We start from the raw sequence: 15,367 nt of genomic DNA, 5'->3' as shown, positions 1-15,367 counted from the left end.
GCTTCCTTAATGCGTACTCCTTTATCCTTTGATAAAGACACTGCCATACTGTTAGCTTCTTGTTGTGAGTTAACGTATGAACAATATAAACAAAATGGTATTTTCGAAATACCAGCTGGTTTTCAATATGTACAAGGTTTTCAAGGAAAGGCCATTCAAACAACAGAATGGTTCGGGTTTATATTAGAATCTGAGGATACAATTATCGTTGCCTTTAGGGGCACTCAAACAGACCCAGATTGGATTATTGACTCTCTCGTCAATCAAAAACCTTATCCTTATGCTTTAAATGGAGGAAATGTCCATCACGGCTTTCTCTCTATTTATGAGTCTTGCCGTGATTCTATTATGGATATGCTCGTATCATTGCCAGCACATAAAAAACTGCTAGCTACTGGGCATAGTCTAGGTGGTGCGCTTGCCACATTACACATATTAGATGCGCGTATAAATACTGCCTTCGCACAATATGGACTTTATACATTTGCTTCTCCAAAAGTAGGAGATATCGCTTTTCGAAATTATTATAAACTACAAGTAGCTAGTAGTTTTCGTTTCGTCAACTTGTTCGATGTCGTTCCACTTCTCCCTCCCCGAAACATAAATTTTAATGATCATGATTGGGAGTATGCACACGTCCATCACAATATGACATTTACAAAAAACACAAAATCCATTACAAATAATCATTCCATTACAACATACAAAACATGTCTGACTTCTCATTTTTAACCAGTAAACAATTGGAAATAAAATATTCGTATACTATAATACTCTATGAAGTTATTTTTGGATGAGGGGACCTTACATGTTAAAATTTATCTTCACACTTTTTCTTATTGTAATTTTTACGGTCACAGGTTTCTTTACATTTTCATACTTTGCGACAGGAGAGTATGATGGGGCAGGTATAATATATACCACTATTCCATTTCTTTCTTAAGCAAAATAAATAAAACGAGCTTAAGAAAAGTAAGCTCGTTTTATTTATTAATATCCATTTTTGTTGGTAAATCGATAATATATCCCCCAACGTAGCAACCTCTTTAAAACTGTTTAACAGCATTACCAATACCCCAAATTTCATTGCTGTACTGCAAAATCGTTCGATCACTCGCAAAATGACCAGACTGTGCAATATTTAAAATCGACATTTCTAGCCACTTTGTTCGGTTCTCATAAGCTCTACCGACAGCTTCTTGTCTTTCAGCATATGGGCCAAAATCTCGCAGAACGAAGTATTCATCATTTTGAATAACAAGAGAATCGTAAATCGCTTCAAATTCAGCTCCCGATTGTGCAAAGAAACCATTTGTTAATTGATCAACTACTTTTTTAATGTGCCTATTGTGGTGATAATAATCACTTGCACGATATCCACCATTTTGATAGTAATGAAGAACCTCTTCCGCTGTTAAGCCGAAAATGAAACAGTTATCATCACCGACCCGGTCTTTTATTTCAATGTTAGCTCCGTCTAGCGTTCCGAGTGTAATTGCACCATTCATCATAAATTTCATATTACCTGTTCCCGATGCTTCTTTACTCGCCGTTGAAATTTGTTCACTTACATCCGCTGCCGGGAATATATCTTCCGCTAAAGAAACTCTGTAGTTTTCTAGAAAGATAACTTTCATATATTGACTGACGTACGGGTCATTATTTACTTTTCTTGCGAGTTCATTTATTAATTTAATAATTTTTTTCGCGTAATAATAGCCAGGTGATGCTTTCGCTCCAAAAATAAAAGTACGCGGATAAAATGTAAAACTAGCATCCTCTTTCAAACGGTTATACAAATATAAAATATGAAGAACATTTAATAATTGTCGTTTGTAAGCATGTAGTCTTTTCACTTGCACATCAAAAATAGAATTTGGATCAATCGTAATCCCCATTGTATTATGAATGCGCTCCGCTAAAATCTCTTTACGCTCTTGTTTTACTTCTGCAAATTTCTCTTGGAAACTAGCATCATATTGAACTGTTTGCAACGATTGAAGCTTAATCGGTTCTTTCTTCCACTCTGTTCCAATCGCCTCTGAAATGAGATTTGTTAGCTGTGGATTTGCTTTCATAAGCCAGCGCCTATGAGCAATTCCATTCGTCTTATTATTAAACTTATCTGGATAAAATTCATAAAACAATCGCATTTCCCGCTGTTTTAATATTTCCGTATGAATTTTTGCTACACCGTTTACGCTATGGCTACCGACAATTGCTAAATGAGCCATTTTCACAAGATCATGCGCAATAATTGCCATGTCTTCAATGCGATGCCATTCATAAGGATAACGTTCCCAAAGTTCATGACAGAAACGTTCATTAATCTCTTCAATAATCATATAAATTCTCGGTAATAACGGTTTAAAAATGTGAATTGGCCACTTTTCGAGCGCTTCTGATAACGTCGTATGATTCGTATAAGAAATCGTCTGCGTCGTTATGTGCCAAGCTTCTTCCCATGTTAACTTTTCTTCGTCTAGTAAAATACGCATCAGTTCTGGAATTGCTAAAACCGGATGTGTATCGTTAATGTGAATCGCGATTTTTTCATGTAGTTGACGAAGGTCACCATATCTTTCTCTATGCATTCGAACGATATTTTGTAAACTTGCTGATACTAGGAAATACTGTTGTTTTAAACGAAGTATTTTCCCCTCATCATGCGTATCATCTGGATATAAAAACTCCGATACAGCCTCTGTTTCGCGCTTATATTTCAAAATATCTTTGCAGTTTTGCGGGAAAGGAACTGGTTCAGCATTCCAAAGTCTAAGTGTATTTACAGTACTCGTCTCATAGCCTACTACCGGCACATCATATGGCACCGCCATAATGACTTCTGCATTTGTATGCCTAAACTCTAAACGCCCGTCAATTTCTAGCGGTTCAACACTGCCAAAATAACTTACTTCTACAGCTTGATCATGCCTTCTTACTTCCCATACGTTTTCATGAAGAAGCCACTGTTCTGGAAATTCAACTTGATAACCATCGACAATTTTCTGATCAAACAAACCATGTTTATAACGAATTCCACAGCCGTGTCCTGGTAAGTTTAAAGATGCAAGTGAATCAAGAAAACAGGCTGCTAAGCGTCCAAGTCCACCATTACCAAGACCTGCATCTGCTTCCACTTCTTCTAACTCTTGTAACGAAATCCCTAGTTTAGATAACCCCTGCTCGCATACATCTCTAATACCTAAATTCAAGATGTTACTTCCAAGCAAACGTCCAAGCAAAAACTCAATAGACAAGTAATACATTTGCTTTTGCTCTCCGGATCGATAACTCTCGTTCGTTGCAATCCATTGACTATTCATATACTCACGTACCATATGGCCGAGCGTATTATATTGATCACGAGTTGTAGAATCTTTGAAACTTTTCCCATACATCGTCTCTAACTTTTCTAGAAAAGTTGATTTAAAACTTTCAACATGAGTAAACATTTTTTCACCACCTACATGTTATTCCATGAGACTTTTATACAATTCCTTATAAGCAAGAGCCGATTGCTCCCAGCTATAATCTTCAGTCATCGCTTGTTTTACAAGCTGCTCCCACACTGGTTTATCGTGATAAAATTCAATTGCACGGTGAACCGTATGCAGCATGTCATGTGCATTAAAGTTCGTGAAACTGAAACCATTTCCTTCGCCTGTTTCTTCATCATAAGAATGTACTGTATCGTTTAATCCACCTGTTTCTCTTACAATTGGAATCGTACCATACGCTAATGCGATAAGTTGTCCAAGTCCACAAGGTTCAAACAGCGATGGCATTAAAAACAAATCGCTTCCCGCATACACTTGGTGCGCTAATTCTTCATTAAATCCGATATAAACTTTTACCTTCTCCGGATACTCATATGCCATCCACTCAAAGAATTGCTCATATTCCGAATCACCTGAACCTAAAATAATACATTGTACATCTTCTTCCATTATTTCGCGGAATACAGTGCGTACTAAATCAAGACCTTTTTGCTTCGTTAATCTCGTTACCATTGAAATAATTGGTGTATCCTCTTTTTCTGGCAAACCAAAATAACGCTGCAAAGCGCGTTTATTTTCACTCTTTTCATATAATGACTCTGCATCATACTGAGCCTTAATATACGAATCGGTTTCTGGATTATATACGCTCGTATCAATACCATTTACAATGCCGCTAAGCTTATCATTATATTTTCGCAGTAATCCATCTAACTTCTCACCGAAAAATTCATATTGAATTTCTTCTTTATACGTCGGGCTCACCGCTGTAATTTGATCCGAAGCGATAATACCGCCTTTCATAAAGTTTATGTTTCCATAAAACTCTAGCTGCTCACTATGAAAATATTCATCACCAAGCTCTAACAAGTCGTACATCACTTCAGGAGGAAATACTCCTTGGAACTGCAAGTTGTGAATCGTATATACCGTTTTAATACGCTCATATAATGAGTTATCTTGATACTTTTCACGTAGTAAGAAATTCACCATAGCTGTATGCCAATCGTGGCTATGAAGAACATCCACTTCAAAATCAAGATGCGGAATACACTCTAACACTGCTTTTGAGAAATAAGAAAAACGCTCCCCATCATCATAATGACCATACAGAGAATCTCTCTTAAAATAATATTCATTATCTATTAAGTAATACGTAATTCCGTCTTGCTCACCTTTTAAAATTCCACAATATTGATTTCTCCACCCAAGCGGGACGTTAATTACTTTATGTAACGTACATCCATCTCTTAACTTTTGCGGAATGAGACTATAATTCGGAAGTATAATACGAACGTCCACTCCTAATTTTTTCAGCTCTTTTGGGAGCGCACCCGCTACATCAGCTAATCCTCCCGATTTCACAAACGGTACACATTCTGATACTGCAAATAAAATATTCACTTGTTGTCCCACTGCGCGAAAAGTTTTTATTACTCCTCTTGCAGCTTCCTCCCTTCGAGTTTTCATTTAAATTAAAACTTTAATCAGTGGGGAAAAAACCCCACTGATTCTTTAGGAATAACTATTAATCGTACTGTTTTGTACGCTTCCTTTTTCTACAACATACGGCTCATCGGTGTTTCCTTTTAATACGACACCGTCGCCAATTTTCACGTCTTTATCAATAATAACACCATCTATTATACAGTTATCTCCAATTTGGCTCTTTTGCATAATAATACTGTTACGAATAATTGAACCTTTTCCAATTTTAACTGAACGGGAAACAACACTGTTTTCTACTTCCCCTTCAATAATACTGCCATTTGCAATCATTGTATTTTTCACGACTGCACCCTTTAAATAACGAGTTGGTGGCTCATCTTTTACTTTCGTAAAAATTGGTGCTTCTTTCTTAAATAATTGCTTCCAAATAGCAGGTTGCAAAATTTCTAAGCTATGTTTATAGTAACTTTCAATCGAATCAATAATAGCTACATATCCTGTATGCTCATACGTAGCAATATGCAATGATTTTCCGCGCTTTTCTCTCACTACATCGAATAAGCTATATTGCTCCACATCTTTATATGACTCAAATAAATCTAACAATAATTGTTTCTTCAACACGTATGTTTGAAGCGAAACCCCTTCATGGCAAACTTCCGTAATATCAGCTGCCGTATGTATATGTCGCTCTAACACCGCCTGAAAATTTAATGCTGTTACGAGATGGCTATTCGTAATAACAACGTACTCTTCTCTGCTTCTTAGAAAATAATCAATATGTCTTCTAAAGTGTGCAAAAGATCCAAACTCATCTTGGTCACATTGGCAATTTGGCGGGAATAAAAATAGTCCGTCTCTTTTTCTATCTAAATCCCACTGTTTTCCTGAACCAACATGGTCCATTAGCGAACGGTTTTTATGGCTTGTAAAAACTGCCACACTATGAATACTAGAATTTACCATATTTGAAAGCATGAAATCAATGAGTCGATAACGGCCCCCAAACGGTAACGCCGCTAGTGAACGATGCCCTGTTACTTTCTTTAAGGAAGGAAAACTTCCCGTTGCATTAATAATTCCTAACATTTTTTCTCCCATTCATTTCATCCCCCTTTTCTATTTCCCTTCAGCAATTAATACTACATCGTCAACATTCTTTTCTGGACGAATGATTGTGCCATCTTCGATAACCATTTCTGATCCAACAATCGCTCTTTCAATCACAACATTTTTACCAATCTTTGCTCCTGGCATAACGACAGAATCAATAACCATACTACCTTCTTCCACCGTCACCCCTTGGAATAACACAGAATGCTTCACGTCCCCTTCAATGACGCATCCTTCGTTAATAAGCGATTCTTCTACTTTTGCCTTTTCTGCAATATATTGAGGTGGCTCATTTGGATTCACAGAATAAATACGCCAATTACGATCGTTTAAATTCAGCGATGTTTCATCGCGAAGTAAATCCATATTCGCTTCCCATAAGCTTTTCACCGTTCCAACATCTTTCCAATATCCTTCAAATGGATACGCCATTAGCTTCTTCCCTTCATCTAATAAAAGCGGAAGTACATCTTTTCCGAAATCATTACTAGATTCAGGATTTCTTGCATCCATCTCTAAATACTCTTTCAAGATTGCCCAGTTAAAAATATAAATTCCCATTGATGCAAGATTACTTCTTGGAAATTGTGGTTTCTCCTCAAACTCAACAATCTCCATCTCTTCATTTGTATTCATAATGCCAAAGCGACTCGCTTCATCCCAAGGTACTTCAATAACAGAAATGGATACGTCCGATTCTTTCTCAATATGGTAATCTAGCATCTTACTGTAATCCATTTTATAAATATGGTCGCCTGATAAAATAAGAACATACTCCGGTTCATACTGACTTAAATAGTTTAAATTTTGATAAATGGCACTTGCCGTACCTGTATACCACTTCACCCCTGAAGACTCTGCATAAGGAGGTAATACTGTGACTCCACCGTTTACTCGGTCTAAATCCCACGCATTTCCAATTCCGATATAATTATGAAGTTCAAGTGGTTGATATTGTGTTAAAATCCCAACCGTTTCAATACCAGAATTCGCACAGTTACTTAGCGTAAAATCAATAATGCGATATTTACCACCAAATGGAACAGCTGGCTTGGCTAAATTTTTTGTTAATGCACTTAAACGACTACCTTTTCCCCCTGCTAGTAACATCGCTACGCACTTTTGTTTTTGAGCCATCTTGTTTTTTGCTCCCCTTTCTCGTCTTCACTGGTCGTAATATGGATACGCCAAATGGTGGAATTGTAATCTCTACATGTGCTGCTTGATTATGGTACGGTTCTAGAAACGTCTTAAGACGTTTCTTATTCACTTGCCCCGAACCGCCATATTGCTGTGCATCACTGTTTAAAATCTCGTTATAATACTCGAAATCTGGTACACCTACTTTATAGTTTTCATATGTAGCTTTCGTAAAATTACATACGACAACTAACGCATCTTCTTGTTTATCCCCTTGGCGGATAAAAGAGAAAATACTTTGCTCATTATTATTAGCATCAATCCACTGAAAACCTTCAGGTGAATGGTCAAGCTGCCAAAGTGGTTTTGAGCGCTTATACAATGCTATGAGCTCATTAAAGTAATCATGCATATAACGATGCATTTCAAAATCATGTAAATTCCAATCTAAATCTTCAAGATCTTTCCACTCATCAAACTGTCCGAATTCTCCTCCCATGAAAAGTAACTTCTTTCCTGGGTGAGTAAAGAAATATCCATATAATAAACGAAGCTGAGCAAACTTATCCCAGTAATCACCTGGCATTTTATTTAATAACGACTTTTTCCCATGAACGACTTCATCATGAGAAAGCGGTAATATGAAGTTTTCAGAGTACGCATATAGTAAAGAAAACGTCATTTTCTCATGAATGTGTTTCCTATATTCAGGCGCACACTCCATATATTTCAGCACATCATTCATCCAGCCCATGTTCCATTTGTAATTGAATCCAAGCCCACCTTCATACGTCGGAGTTGTTACAAGTGGCCAAGCTGTTGAATCTTCTGCCGTCATAAGAAAATCTTCATCCTCTGCAAACACTGCTTCATTTAACTCTCTTAAAAATGAAACAGCATGCTCATTACTTTGCTCTTGTCCTTCTTTATTCCAGTACAACATGTTCGCAACTGCATCTACTCTGAAACCATCAATATGGAAATATCTCATCCAAAATAACGCATTTGAAATTAAGAAATTACGTACCTCTCTCTTTCCTAAATCAAAATTGACAGTTCCCCATACTGGATTTTCTTGTACATCTTTATCTTTATATTCATAGGTCGGTGTGCCATCAAACAAATATAAACCGTGAGCATCTTTACAAAAATGCCCCGGCACCCAATCTAAAATGACACCGATTCCATATTTATGACATTCATCGACAAAATGCATTAAATCATGCGGTGTACCAAATCTACTCGTCGCTGCATAATATCCCGTTCCTTGATATCCCCAAGAACGATCATATGGATGCTCAACAAGCGGCATAATTTCAATATGTGTAAATTGATGTTCCACCACATACGGGATGAGCTCTTCAACCATTTCCCTGTAAGAGTACAGCGTTCCATCTTCTTTCTTTTTCCAAGAACCAAAATGTAATTCATAAACTGTCATCGCTTCTTTATAAATCGATTTTTTCTTTTTCTTACGATTCCAGTTTTTATCATTCCATTCATATCCTTTTATATCAAAAACTACAGATGCCGTATTCGGTCTTACTTCTGCATATACAGCATACGGATCTGCCTTTAAAATGACGTCACCAGTCAACGTTTTAATCGCATATTTATATATTTCTCCTTCTTCAATATGCGGTATAAATAAGGACCAAATGCCTTCTTCTGTCACTTGTAGCATCTTATGTTGCTCATAATCCCACTCATTAAAATCTCCAACAACACTCATTGCTTTCGCATGAGGAGCCCACACTGTAAATCGTACCCCTTGAATCTCATCTTCCGTCACAACATGTGCGCCAAAGATGTTATAACTTTCATAGTACTTTTCTGTATGAAACTCATCTCGTTTCACTTCTTCACAATTTATTACACTCAATATGCTCACCTCACTTAGATGACAGAATTTTTTATACTTTAACTATTTCTGCGAAAAACTGCAATATCCTTGTTAATTTATAAAAAATATTCGTTTTTTTCTTAAAAACGTTAGTTTTTCCTCACATTTCCGTGTAAAATATCGAATTTTGACGAATATTCATTGAAAACGCTTTATTATTCTTCTGTTTTTCTGTCTATTATTTTTTCTCAATCTTTATTTTATTAGGTTTATCCTATTTTTCATGCTATTTTCCAATCAAAATCAAAACAAAATAATCTGTCATAAAAAAATGTTTCTCAACATTTTTTGTCACAATTTTATTGAAATGCAAAATTCATAAGCATATACATGTTCTCAATAAAGCACTTCGATTTTTCGTAACTATAATTCACAGCGGACTACTATGTTTAATTATTTATCCTTGTTGCGAACGGTCGCTATAAAAATTTAACTAGGGGGGCTTTCTTATGTCATTAAAACAAAAAGTAGGAATTGGAGTTGTCACTGCTTCACTTGGTTTATCCCTTACATTCAGCGGTGTATTTGCCTATTTCAGTGATTCAGAAACATCAAGTAACTCATTTCAAGCCGCCTAACAACGAAACTTGGTACTGAAAAAGACGGTAATCTGCTTGGCCAATATTATTATGCAAGACCTGACGAAAACCTTGCCGGCGATGTAAATGGTGATAAAGTAATCGATATTAAAGATGCTGAAATTATCACTAGCAACTATGGTAAAAAAGGACTAACTGTAAAAGACGGAGATCTTAATAAAGATGGGATTGTCGACGAAAAAGATATTTGCTTCGTTGAAAAGAACTTCTTGAAAAAAGGGCCAGATGCATCTAAATCACAAACACCTGTAGAAAAATCAAAAAGCGGTACACTGGCAGATATTTTAAAGAAATTGGGGTTAACGCCTAAAAAATAATAATAAAGAGCACTCTACGTAAAGTAGAGTGCTTTTTTCTATAAACGACCCTTATCCAGCAAAAGGGGTATATTGGGGATATACAAGGGAAACCGGAAAAGGAATTTATATTGAATTATATATAAATCCAGAAGTAAGAAGCAGGTCCCCACTTCCGGATTATTTAGCAATTAATTATAGTACTGGTGCCATAGTTTCTTTTAATACTTTTACAGAATGAGCGAATTTCGCTTTTTCTTCTTCATTTAGCTCAAGTTCTACGATTTCACGTACACCTTCGCGGTTAATAACAGCTGGAACACCTACGTAAGCATCTTTCTCACCATATTGACCTTCAAGGTATGCAGATACAGTTAATACGCTGTTCTCGTTGTTTAAGATCGCTTTAGTTACACGAAGTAGTGACATACCGATTCCGTAGTAAGTTGCACCTTTACGTTCGATGATATGGTAAGCTGCATCACGTACATTTTCGAAGATTTTATCTAAGTCTTCTTGTTTGTACTGTTCGTTGTTAGCTAAGATTGTTTCTAGTTTTTGTACACCGATAGTAGCGTGGCTCCATACTGGAAGTTCAGTGTCACCGTGCTCACCAACGATGTAAGCATGAACGTTACGTGGATCTACATCTAAGTAGTCACCTAACATGTAACGGAAACGAGCAGAGTCTAAAGTAGTACCAGAACCGATTACGCGCTCTTTCGGTAAACCAGATTCTTTCCAAGTTACGTAAGTTAAAATATCAACTGGGTTAGTTGCGATTAAGAAGATTCCATCGAATCCGCTATCCATAATGCCGCGAACGATTTGTTTAAAGATCTTTGTATTTTTCTCAACTAAGTCTAAACGAGTTTCACCTGGCTTTTGTGGTAACCCAGCAGTGATGACTACTAAATCTGCATCTTTACAATCTGCATAGCTACCGCTCCAAACTTTTGTTGGTGATGGAGAGAATGGTACCGCATGGCTTAAGTCCATCGCTTCCCCTTCTGCTTTTGCTTCATTAACATCTACTAATACGAATTCTTCAGCTACACCTTGGTTGATCATTGAGTAAGCGTAACTACAACCTACAGCTCCTGTTCCTACTAATACTACACGATTGATACCTTTTTTCATGGTAATTTCCCCTCTCTATTGTTCACATATATTTTTTTATGATTGTTTAAGTAATTAATTAAAATACTAATTTAATGTTGTTTAACTTCTTTACATTCATATTGTAGCACGTATCATTGTGAATTACTTCACAAATTATGACCTATTTGTGAACTTTTTCACATAGAGTGTAAAGTTGATGGGGTGGGTGTGGAATCCATACCAAATTAGGTGTTTTCTTTAGATTGTGAATAAAAATGTATGATTCAATTACTCACTGTAACTAAATTCACTTTCTATAATCAAAATCCTAATATTCACAAAAAATGTAATCACATTATAAGATTAAAACTGACTGATCACATCATTCCCTTACAAGATGGACGTCAATTAGCTTATATAGAATACGGTGAAATAAATGAATTAGCCTATACTTTATCACCTCCCTTTTAATCATTACTATATATTAAAAAATATCCGTTAAAATTACGCATTCTTTTCTAATAATAAACCATTCAATATAAGTGATAGGCTATGCAAAGTTTTAGACAACTGTGCCTCTGCATCTTCAGAATTCGCAATCCAACAAGCAAGGTCCACTAGTCCGCCATTTATAAATCTTGCTAAAGCTTCACAGTCCGTCTTTTCAATAATACAGTCCTTCATTAATTGCTGAAGCATCTCGGCCATCGTTACTAAACATTGTGACTGTGATGATTGATAATAACTAGTTCCTAATACTGCTGGTGCATCTCGAAGTACGATTCGCTGAATTTCTGGATTAAGTGCCATCGTTAAATATGCACGACAACGCCCAACAAACCCTTCCCATTTTCCTTCCGCTTCATCTGATACTTTCCCTAATTTATTATCCATTTCCATATCAATTTCTTTTACAACTGCTTCTAACAATCCTTTTTTATCACCAAAATGATGATAAATTGCACCACGTGTTAAACCGACAGATGCCGTAAAATCATCCATAGACGTATTTACATATCCCACTGTACCAAAAGCCTCTCTTGCTGCACTCAGCAATTTAGCACGTGTTTCAATGATCATCTCTGCTCTTGTTTTTTTAATCATCTTTTCCTCCTACTTCTATTCATTCTATTTATTCAAAATGAATTGCATTATTAGTATCGTTCTCTATGTAAAAGAATAACTCCTCTAAACGTCATCTCTCTATCCAGAGATAAAACATTTCAATTGACATACGCACCGTATGTTAATATGATATTGGCATACGGTGCGTATGTCAATTATTTCTAGCTTACAAGATAATATAACTTCTTACCTATAGTCCCTTTTTATAGAAGGTATTAATGAACCAGAGGAGGAGTTAAAAGAATGAAGAATGTATATGTAAACGTCAAATACTTTGGTGATGATCATGTTTAATTCCTACCGTGAGATTTTCAGTGCTCCTGGTACAAAAGGATTCTCATTAGCGGGATTTATAGCTCGGATGCCTATATCAATGATGGGCATTGGTATTGTTACCATGTTATCTCAAGTAAGTGGTGACTATTGGCTTGCTGGAGCTGTTGCAGCTACCTTTACATTATCATCAGCTTTACTAGCTCCTCATATTTCTCGGATGGCCGATCAATTAGGGCAATCTCGCATACTTCTTCCGACTACAGGTATCAGTGTTTTCTTTACGATCCTCTTACTTCTATGTACGAAATATGAAGCTCCTTATTGGACGCTATTTCTATCCGCCTTATGTGCAGGTTGTATGCCAAACATGTCAGCCATGGTACGTGCACGTTGGACTAAACTATACCGTGGATCACATAAATTGCACACAGCATTTTCCTTTGAATCGGTCGTCGACGAAATTTGCTTCATAATTGGTCCTGTATTATCTGTCAGTTTAAGTGTTATGTTCTTCCCAGAAGCAGGGCCACTTTTGTCATCTGTTTTTCTTACAATCGGGGTATGTCTATTCACCCTACAAAAAAGCACAGAACCTCCTGTACATCCTCACGATATTACAAATAAAGGAACAGTATTTAAAATTGGTTCTTTGCGAGTACTAGTATTCACACTCATCGCCATAGGTACTATATTTGGCACAATAGATGTCGTTAGTGTAGCTTTTGCTGAACAGCAAGGAAACACAGTAGCTGCTAGCTTTGTGCTTTCTGTCTATGCAATCGGCTCATGCCTTGCAGGTCTAATTTTTGGTACGCTTAAACTCAATACTCCACCCTATAATCAGTTTTTAATAGCAGTCACACTTTCCATGATAACAATGCTGCCACTAGTTTTTGTAAACACTATTGCTTGGCTGGTAGTTATTGTTTTCTTTGCAGGGCTATCTGTCGCTCCTACTATGATTATTACTATGGGGCTTGTGGAAAAAATCGTACCTGAATCAAAAATAACCGAAGGAATGACTTGGGCAATTACAGGACTTGGTATTGGAGTCTCCCTAGGGTCAGCAATAGCTGGTTTAGTTATTGATAACTTTGGAGCCCATGCAGGATTTAGTGTGGCTATTATAGCAGGAGGCCTCGCCTTAACTATTGCACTTTTAGGTTACAAAACTCTTCACTCCGCATATAGTCATGCTGTTATTAAACAAGATGAACATTCAATAGACAGTTAAAACATATTCAAAAAATAGGATTACCTTTTCTTATGTATGAGAAAAGGTAATCCTATTTTAAACTTATTATTTATAATCTGTCATAGCTTCTTCTATATCTATACACAACAAAAAAGAGATAGCAGACTATGCTATCTCTTTTAGTATGACCCGTACGGGATTCGAACCCGTGTTACCGCCGTGAAAGGGCGGTGTCTTAACCACTTGACCAACGGGCCAGTTCTGGCAGAGAAGAAGGGATTCGAACCCTCGCACCGCGTTCGCGATCTACTCCCTTAGCAGGGGAGCCCCTTGAGCCACTTGGGTACTTCTCTATAATATGGCTCCGCAGGTAGGACTCGAACCTACGACCGATCGGTTAACAGCCGATAGCTCTACCACTGAGCTACTGCGGAATAATTATGGTGGGCCTAAATGGACTCGAACCATCGACCTCACGCTTATCAGGCGTGCGCTCTAACCAGCTGAGCTATAGGCCCATAATTGAAAAGCGGGTGAAGAGAATCGAACTCTCGACCAGAGCTTGGAAGGCTCTTGTTTTACCACTAAACTACACCCGCATTAAATTGAAAATGGTGAGCCATGAAGGATTCGAACCTTCGACCCTCTGATTAAAAGTCAGATGCTCTACCAACTGAGCTAATGGCTCATTTTGAAAGTGGTGCCGGCTAGAGGACTTGAACCCCCAACCTACTGATTACAAGTCAGTTGCTCTACCAATTGAGCTAAGCCGGCTTGCGACTTCAAAATGGTGGCTCGGGACGGAATCGAACCGCCGACACGAGGATTTTCAGTCCTCTGCTCTACCGACTGAGCTACCGAGCCTTATTAAAATGGCGGTCCCGACCGGGGTCGAACCGGCGATCTCCTGCGTGACAGGCAGGCATGTTAACCACTACACCACGGGACCATTTGGTTGCGGGGACAGGATTTGAACCTGCGACCTTCGGGTTATGAGCCCGACGAGCTACCGTACTGCTCCACCCCGCGATGATATAATATGTAATTTAAGAAAAATGGAGGAGGTAGAGGGATTCGAACCCCCGCGCGACTCTCGCCGCCTGTCGGTTTTCAAGACCGATCCCTTCAGCCGAACTTGGGTATACCTCCGAGATATAAACCTTTAGTGGTGGACCTTGTAGGACTCGAACCTACGACCGGACGGTTATGAGCCGTCTGCTCTAACCAGCTGAGCTAAAGGTCCTTTATGGTAGCGGCGGAGGGGATCGAACCCCCGACCTCACGGGTATGAACCGTACGCTCTAGCCAGCTGAGCTACACCGCCATAAATGATATTAAAATAAGTGGAGCCTAGCGGGATCGAACCGCTGACCTCCTGCGTGCAAGGCAGGCGCTCTCCCAGCTGAGCTAAGGCCCCATGTTTTTTGGAATATCGGGAAGACAGGATTTGAACCTGCGACCCCCTGGTCCCAAACCAGGTGCTCTACCAAGCTGAGCCACTTCCCGTTAATAAAAGCGCGCCCGAGAGGAGTCGAACCCCTAACCTCTTGATCCGTAGTCAAACGCTCTATCCAATTGAGCTACGGGCGCATATGGTGCCGAGGGCGGGGGTCGAACCCGCACGGTGGTCACCCACCGCAGGATTTTAAGTCCTGTGCGTCTGCCTGTTC

10 protein-coding genes, 16 tRNA genes and 2 pseudogenes are annotated in these 15,367 nt (G+C 38.1%); 5 read left to right on the top strand and 23 right to left on the bottom strand.

What is annotated here, in order from left to right:
* The first annotated feature begins 9 nt into the window (after nucleotides 1-9).
* Both C4S65_RS00145 and C4S65_RS35005 read left to right on the top strand, forming a co-directional pair.
* Nucleotides 10-732 (top strand): lipase family protein, encoded by a 723-nt coding sequence (locus C4S65_RS00145; protein WP_061667093.1) that lies wholly within the window; start codon nucleotides 10-12, stop codon nucleotides 730-732.
* 76 nt (nucleotides 733-808) lie between these two features.
* Nucleotides 809-943 (top strand): hypothetical protein, encoded by a 135-nt coding sequence (locus C4S65_RS35005; RefSeq protein WP_000911076.1) that lies wholly within the window; start codon nucleotides 809-811, stop codon nucleotides 941-943.
* Between the two features lie 103 nt (nucleotides 944-1,046).
* On the opposite strand, the gene glgP is transcribed toward C4S65_RS35005, so the two are convergent.
* The 5 genes from glgP to glgB form a co-directional block, all read right to left on the bottom strand.
* A complete protein-coding gene (gene glgP / locus C4S65_RS00135; protein ID WP_086405763.1) occupies nucleotides 1,047-3,455 on the bottom strand; it encodes a glycogen phosphorylase in 2,409 nt (802 codons plus the stop codon).
* An 18-nt stretch (nucleotides 3,456-3,473) separates the two neighbouring features.
* Complete coding sequence (gene glgA / locus C4S65_RS00130; RefSeq protein WP_042973442.1) at nucleotides 3,474-4,904, bottom strand: glycogen synthase GlgA; 1,431 nt, start codon at nucleotides 4,902-4,904, stop codon at nucleotides 3,474-3,476.
* 111 nt (nucleotides 4,905-5,015) lie between these two features.
* Nucleotides 5,016-6,050: a glucose-1-phosphate adenylyltransferase subunit GlgD gene (gene glgD / locus C4S65_RS00125; RefSeq protein WP_000504165.1), complete on the bottom strand. Its 1,035-nt coding sequence runs from the start codon at nucleotides 6,048-6,050 to the stop codon at nucleotides 5,016-5,018.
* Nucleotides 6,051-6,068: 18 nt separating this feature from the next.
* Entirely contained in the window at nucleotides 6,069-7,199 is a 1,131-nt protein-coding gene (gene glgC, locus C4S65_RS00120; RefSeq protein ID WP_000057602.1) for a glucose-1-phosphate adenylyltransferase, read from the bottom strand.
* Complete coding sequence (gene glgB, locus C4S65_RS00115; protein ID WP_000111406.1) at nucleotides 7,147-9,084, bottom strand: 1,4-alpha-glucan branching protein GlgB; 1,938 nt, start codon at nucleotides 9,082-9,084, stop codon at nucleotides 7,147-7,149. The genes glgC and glgB overlap by 53 nt, the downstream gene beginning before the upstream one ends.
* 470 nt (nucleotides 9,085-9,554) lie before the next feature.
* On the opposite strand from glgB, the pseudogene C4S65_RS00110 reads away from it, so the two are divergent.
* Nucleotides 9,555-9,677, top strand: a pseudogene (locus C4S65_RS00110) (TasA family protein); the annotation flags it as partial.
* A pseudogene (locus tag C4S65_RS00105) lies at nucleotides 9,668-10,021 on the top strand (dockerin type I domain-containing protein); the annotation flags it as partial. The pseudogenes C4S65_RS00110 and C4S65_RS00105, both read left to right, overlap by 10 nt.
* 174 nt (nucleotides 10,022-10,195) lie before the next feature.
* Here C4S65_RS00105 and C4S65_RS00095 read toward each other — a convergent pair.
* Together C4S65_RS00095 and C4S65_RS00090 are read right to left on the bottom strand one after the other, a co-directional pair.
* A complete protein-coding gene (locus C4S65_RS00095; protein ID WP_000715339.1) occupies nucleotides 10,196-11,140 on the bottom strand; it encodes an L-lactate dehydrogenase in 945 nt (314 codons plus the stop codon).
* Between the two features lie 465 nt (nucleotides 11,141-11,605).
* Entirely contained in the window at nucleotides 11,606-12,205 is a 600-nt protein-coding gene (locus tag C4S65_RS00090) for a TetR/AcrR family transcriptional regulator (protein WP_000592775.1), read from the bottom strand.
* A 307-nt stretch (nucleotides 12,206-12,512) separates the two neighbouring features.
* Here C4S65_RS00090 and C4S65_RS00085 point away from each other — a divergent pair, with 307 nt between their 5' ends.
* Nucleotides 12,513-13,736 carry an MFS transporter gene (locus C4S65_RS00085; protein WP_000483447.1) on the top strand — a complete coding sequence of 408 codons (1,224 nt, stop codon included), beginning with the start codon at nucleotides 12,513-12,515 and terminating at the stop codon, nucleotides 13,734-13,736.
* Nucleotides 13,737-13,882: 146 nt separating this feature from the next.
* On the opposite strand, the gene C4S65_RS00080 is transcribed toward C4S65_RS00085, so the two are convergent.
* The 16 genes from C4S65_RS00080 to C4S65_RS00005 all read right to left on the bottom strand — a co-directional run bounded on the left by C4S65_RS00080 (nucleotide 13,883) and on the right by C4S65_RS00005 (nucleotide 15,287).
* A tRNA-Glu gene (locus tag C4S65_RS00080) sits at nucleotides 13,883-13,954 on the bottom strand.
* A gap of 5 nt (nucleotides 13,955-13,959) precedes the next feature.
* Nucleotides 13,960-14,050 (bottom strand) — tRNA-Ser (locus tag C4S65_RS00075).
* A gap of 6 nt (nucleotides 14,051-14,056) precedes the next feature.
* Nucleotides 14,057-14,131 (bottom strand) — tRNA-Asn (locus C4S65_RS00070).
* A gap of 7 nt (nucleotides 14,132-14,138) precedes the next feature.
* Nucleotides 14,139-14,215 (bottom strand) — tRNA-Ile (locus C4S65_RS00065).
* Nucleotides 14,216-14,225: 10 nt separating this feature from the next.
* A tRNA-Gly gene (locus C4S65_RS00060) sits at nucleotides 14,226-14,296 on the bottom strand.
* 13 nt (nucleotides 14,297-14,309) lie between these two features.
* Nucleotides 14,310-14,385: transfer RNA gene (locus C4S65_RS00055), tRNA-Lys, on the bottom strand.
* Nucleotides 14,386-14,395: 10 nt separating this feature from the next.
* A tRNA-Thr gene (locus tag C4S65_RS00050) sits at nucleotides 14,396-14,471 on the bottom strand.
* Between the two features lie 14 nt (nucleotides 14,472-14,485).
* A tRNA-Phe gene (locus C4S65_RS00045) sits at nucleotides 14,486-14,561 on the bottom strand.
* A 9-nt stretch (nucleotides 14,562-14,570) separates the two neighbouring features.
* A tRNA-Asp gene (locus tag C4S65_RS00040) sits at nucleotides 14,571-14,646 on the bottom strand.
* A gap of 3 nt (nucleotides 14,647-14,649) precedes the next feature.
* Nucleotides 14,650-14,726 (bottom strand) — tRNA-Met (locus tag C4S65_RS00035).
* A 27-nt stretch (nucleotides 14,727-14,753) separates the two neighbouring features.
* Nucleotides 14,754-14,846 (bottom strand) — tRNA-Ser (locus tag C4S65_RS00030).
* Nucleotides 14,847-14,863: 17 nt separating this feature from the next.
* Nucleotides 14,864-14,940, bottom strand: a tRNA-Ile gene (locus tag C4S65_RS00025).
* A gap of 4 nt (nucleotides 14,941-14,944) precedes the next feature.
* Nucleotides 14,945-15,021 (bottom strand) — tRNA-Met (locus tag C4S65_RS00020).
* A 20-nt stretch (nucleotides 15,022-15,041) separates the two neighbouring features.
* A tRNA-Ala gene (locus C4S65_RS00015) sits at nucleotides 15,042-15,114 on the bottom strand.
* Nucleotides 15,115-15,129: 15 nt separating this feature from the next.
* A tRNA-Pro gene (locus C4S65_RS00010) sits at nucleotides 15,130-15,203 on the bottom strand.
* Between the two features lie 10 nt (nucleotides 15,204-15,213).
* Nucleotides 15,214-15,287, bottom strand: a tRNA-Arg gene (locus C4S65_RS00005).
* Between the last annotated feature and the right edge of the window lie 80 nt (nucleotides 15,288-15,367).

The sequence above is a fragment of the Bacillus sp. ok061 genome (assembly GCF_900108285.1).
In the GTDB taxonomy this organism is placed as follows: Bacteria; Bacillota; Bacilli; order Bacillales; family Bacillaceae_G; genus Bacillus_A; species Bacillus_A thuringiensis_S.
This window is presented reverse-complemented; position numbering and strand designations above follow the sequence as displayed.

Coding starts and splice junctions, on each gene's coding strand:
- C4S65_RS00145 (WP_061667093.1), top strand. CDS start 10: ATGCGTACTCCTTTATCCTTTGATAAAGACACTGCCATACTGTTAGCT.
- C4S65_RS35005 (WP_000911076.1), top strand. CDS start 809: ATGTTAAAATTTATCTTCACACTTTTTCTTATTGTAATTTTTACGGTC.
- glgP (WP_086405763.1), bottom strand. CDS start 3,455: ATGTTTACTCATGTTGAAAGTTTTAAATCAACTTTTCTAGAAAAGTTA.
- glgD (WP_000504165.1), bottom strand. CDS start 6,050: ATGGGAGAAAAAATGTTAGGAATTATTAATGCAACGGGAAGTTTTCCT.
- glgC (WP_000057602.1), bottom strand. CDS start 7,199: ATGGCTCAAAAACAAAAGTGCGTAGCGATGTTACTAGCAGGGGGAAAA.
- C4S65_RS00095 (WP_000715339.1), bottom strand. CDS start 11,140: ATGAAAAAAGGTATCAATCGTGTAGTATTAGTAGGAACAGGAGCTGTA.
- C4S65_RS00090 (WP_000592775.1), bottom strand. CDS start 12,205: ATGATTAAAAAAACAAGAGCAGAGATGATCATTGAAACACGTGCTAAA.
- C4S65_RS00085 (WP_000483447.1), top strand. CDS start 12,513: ATGTTTAATTCCTACCGTGAGATTTTCAGTGCTCCTGGTACAAAAGGA.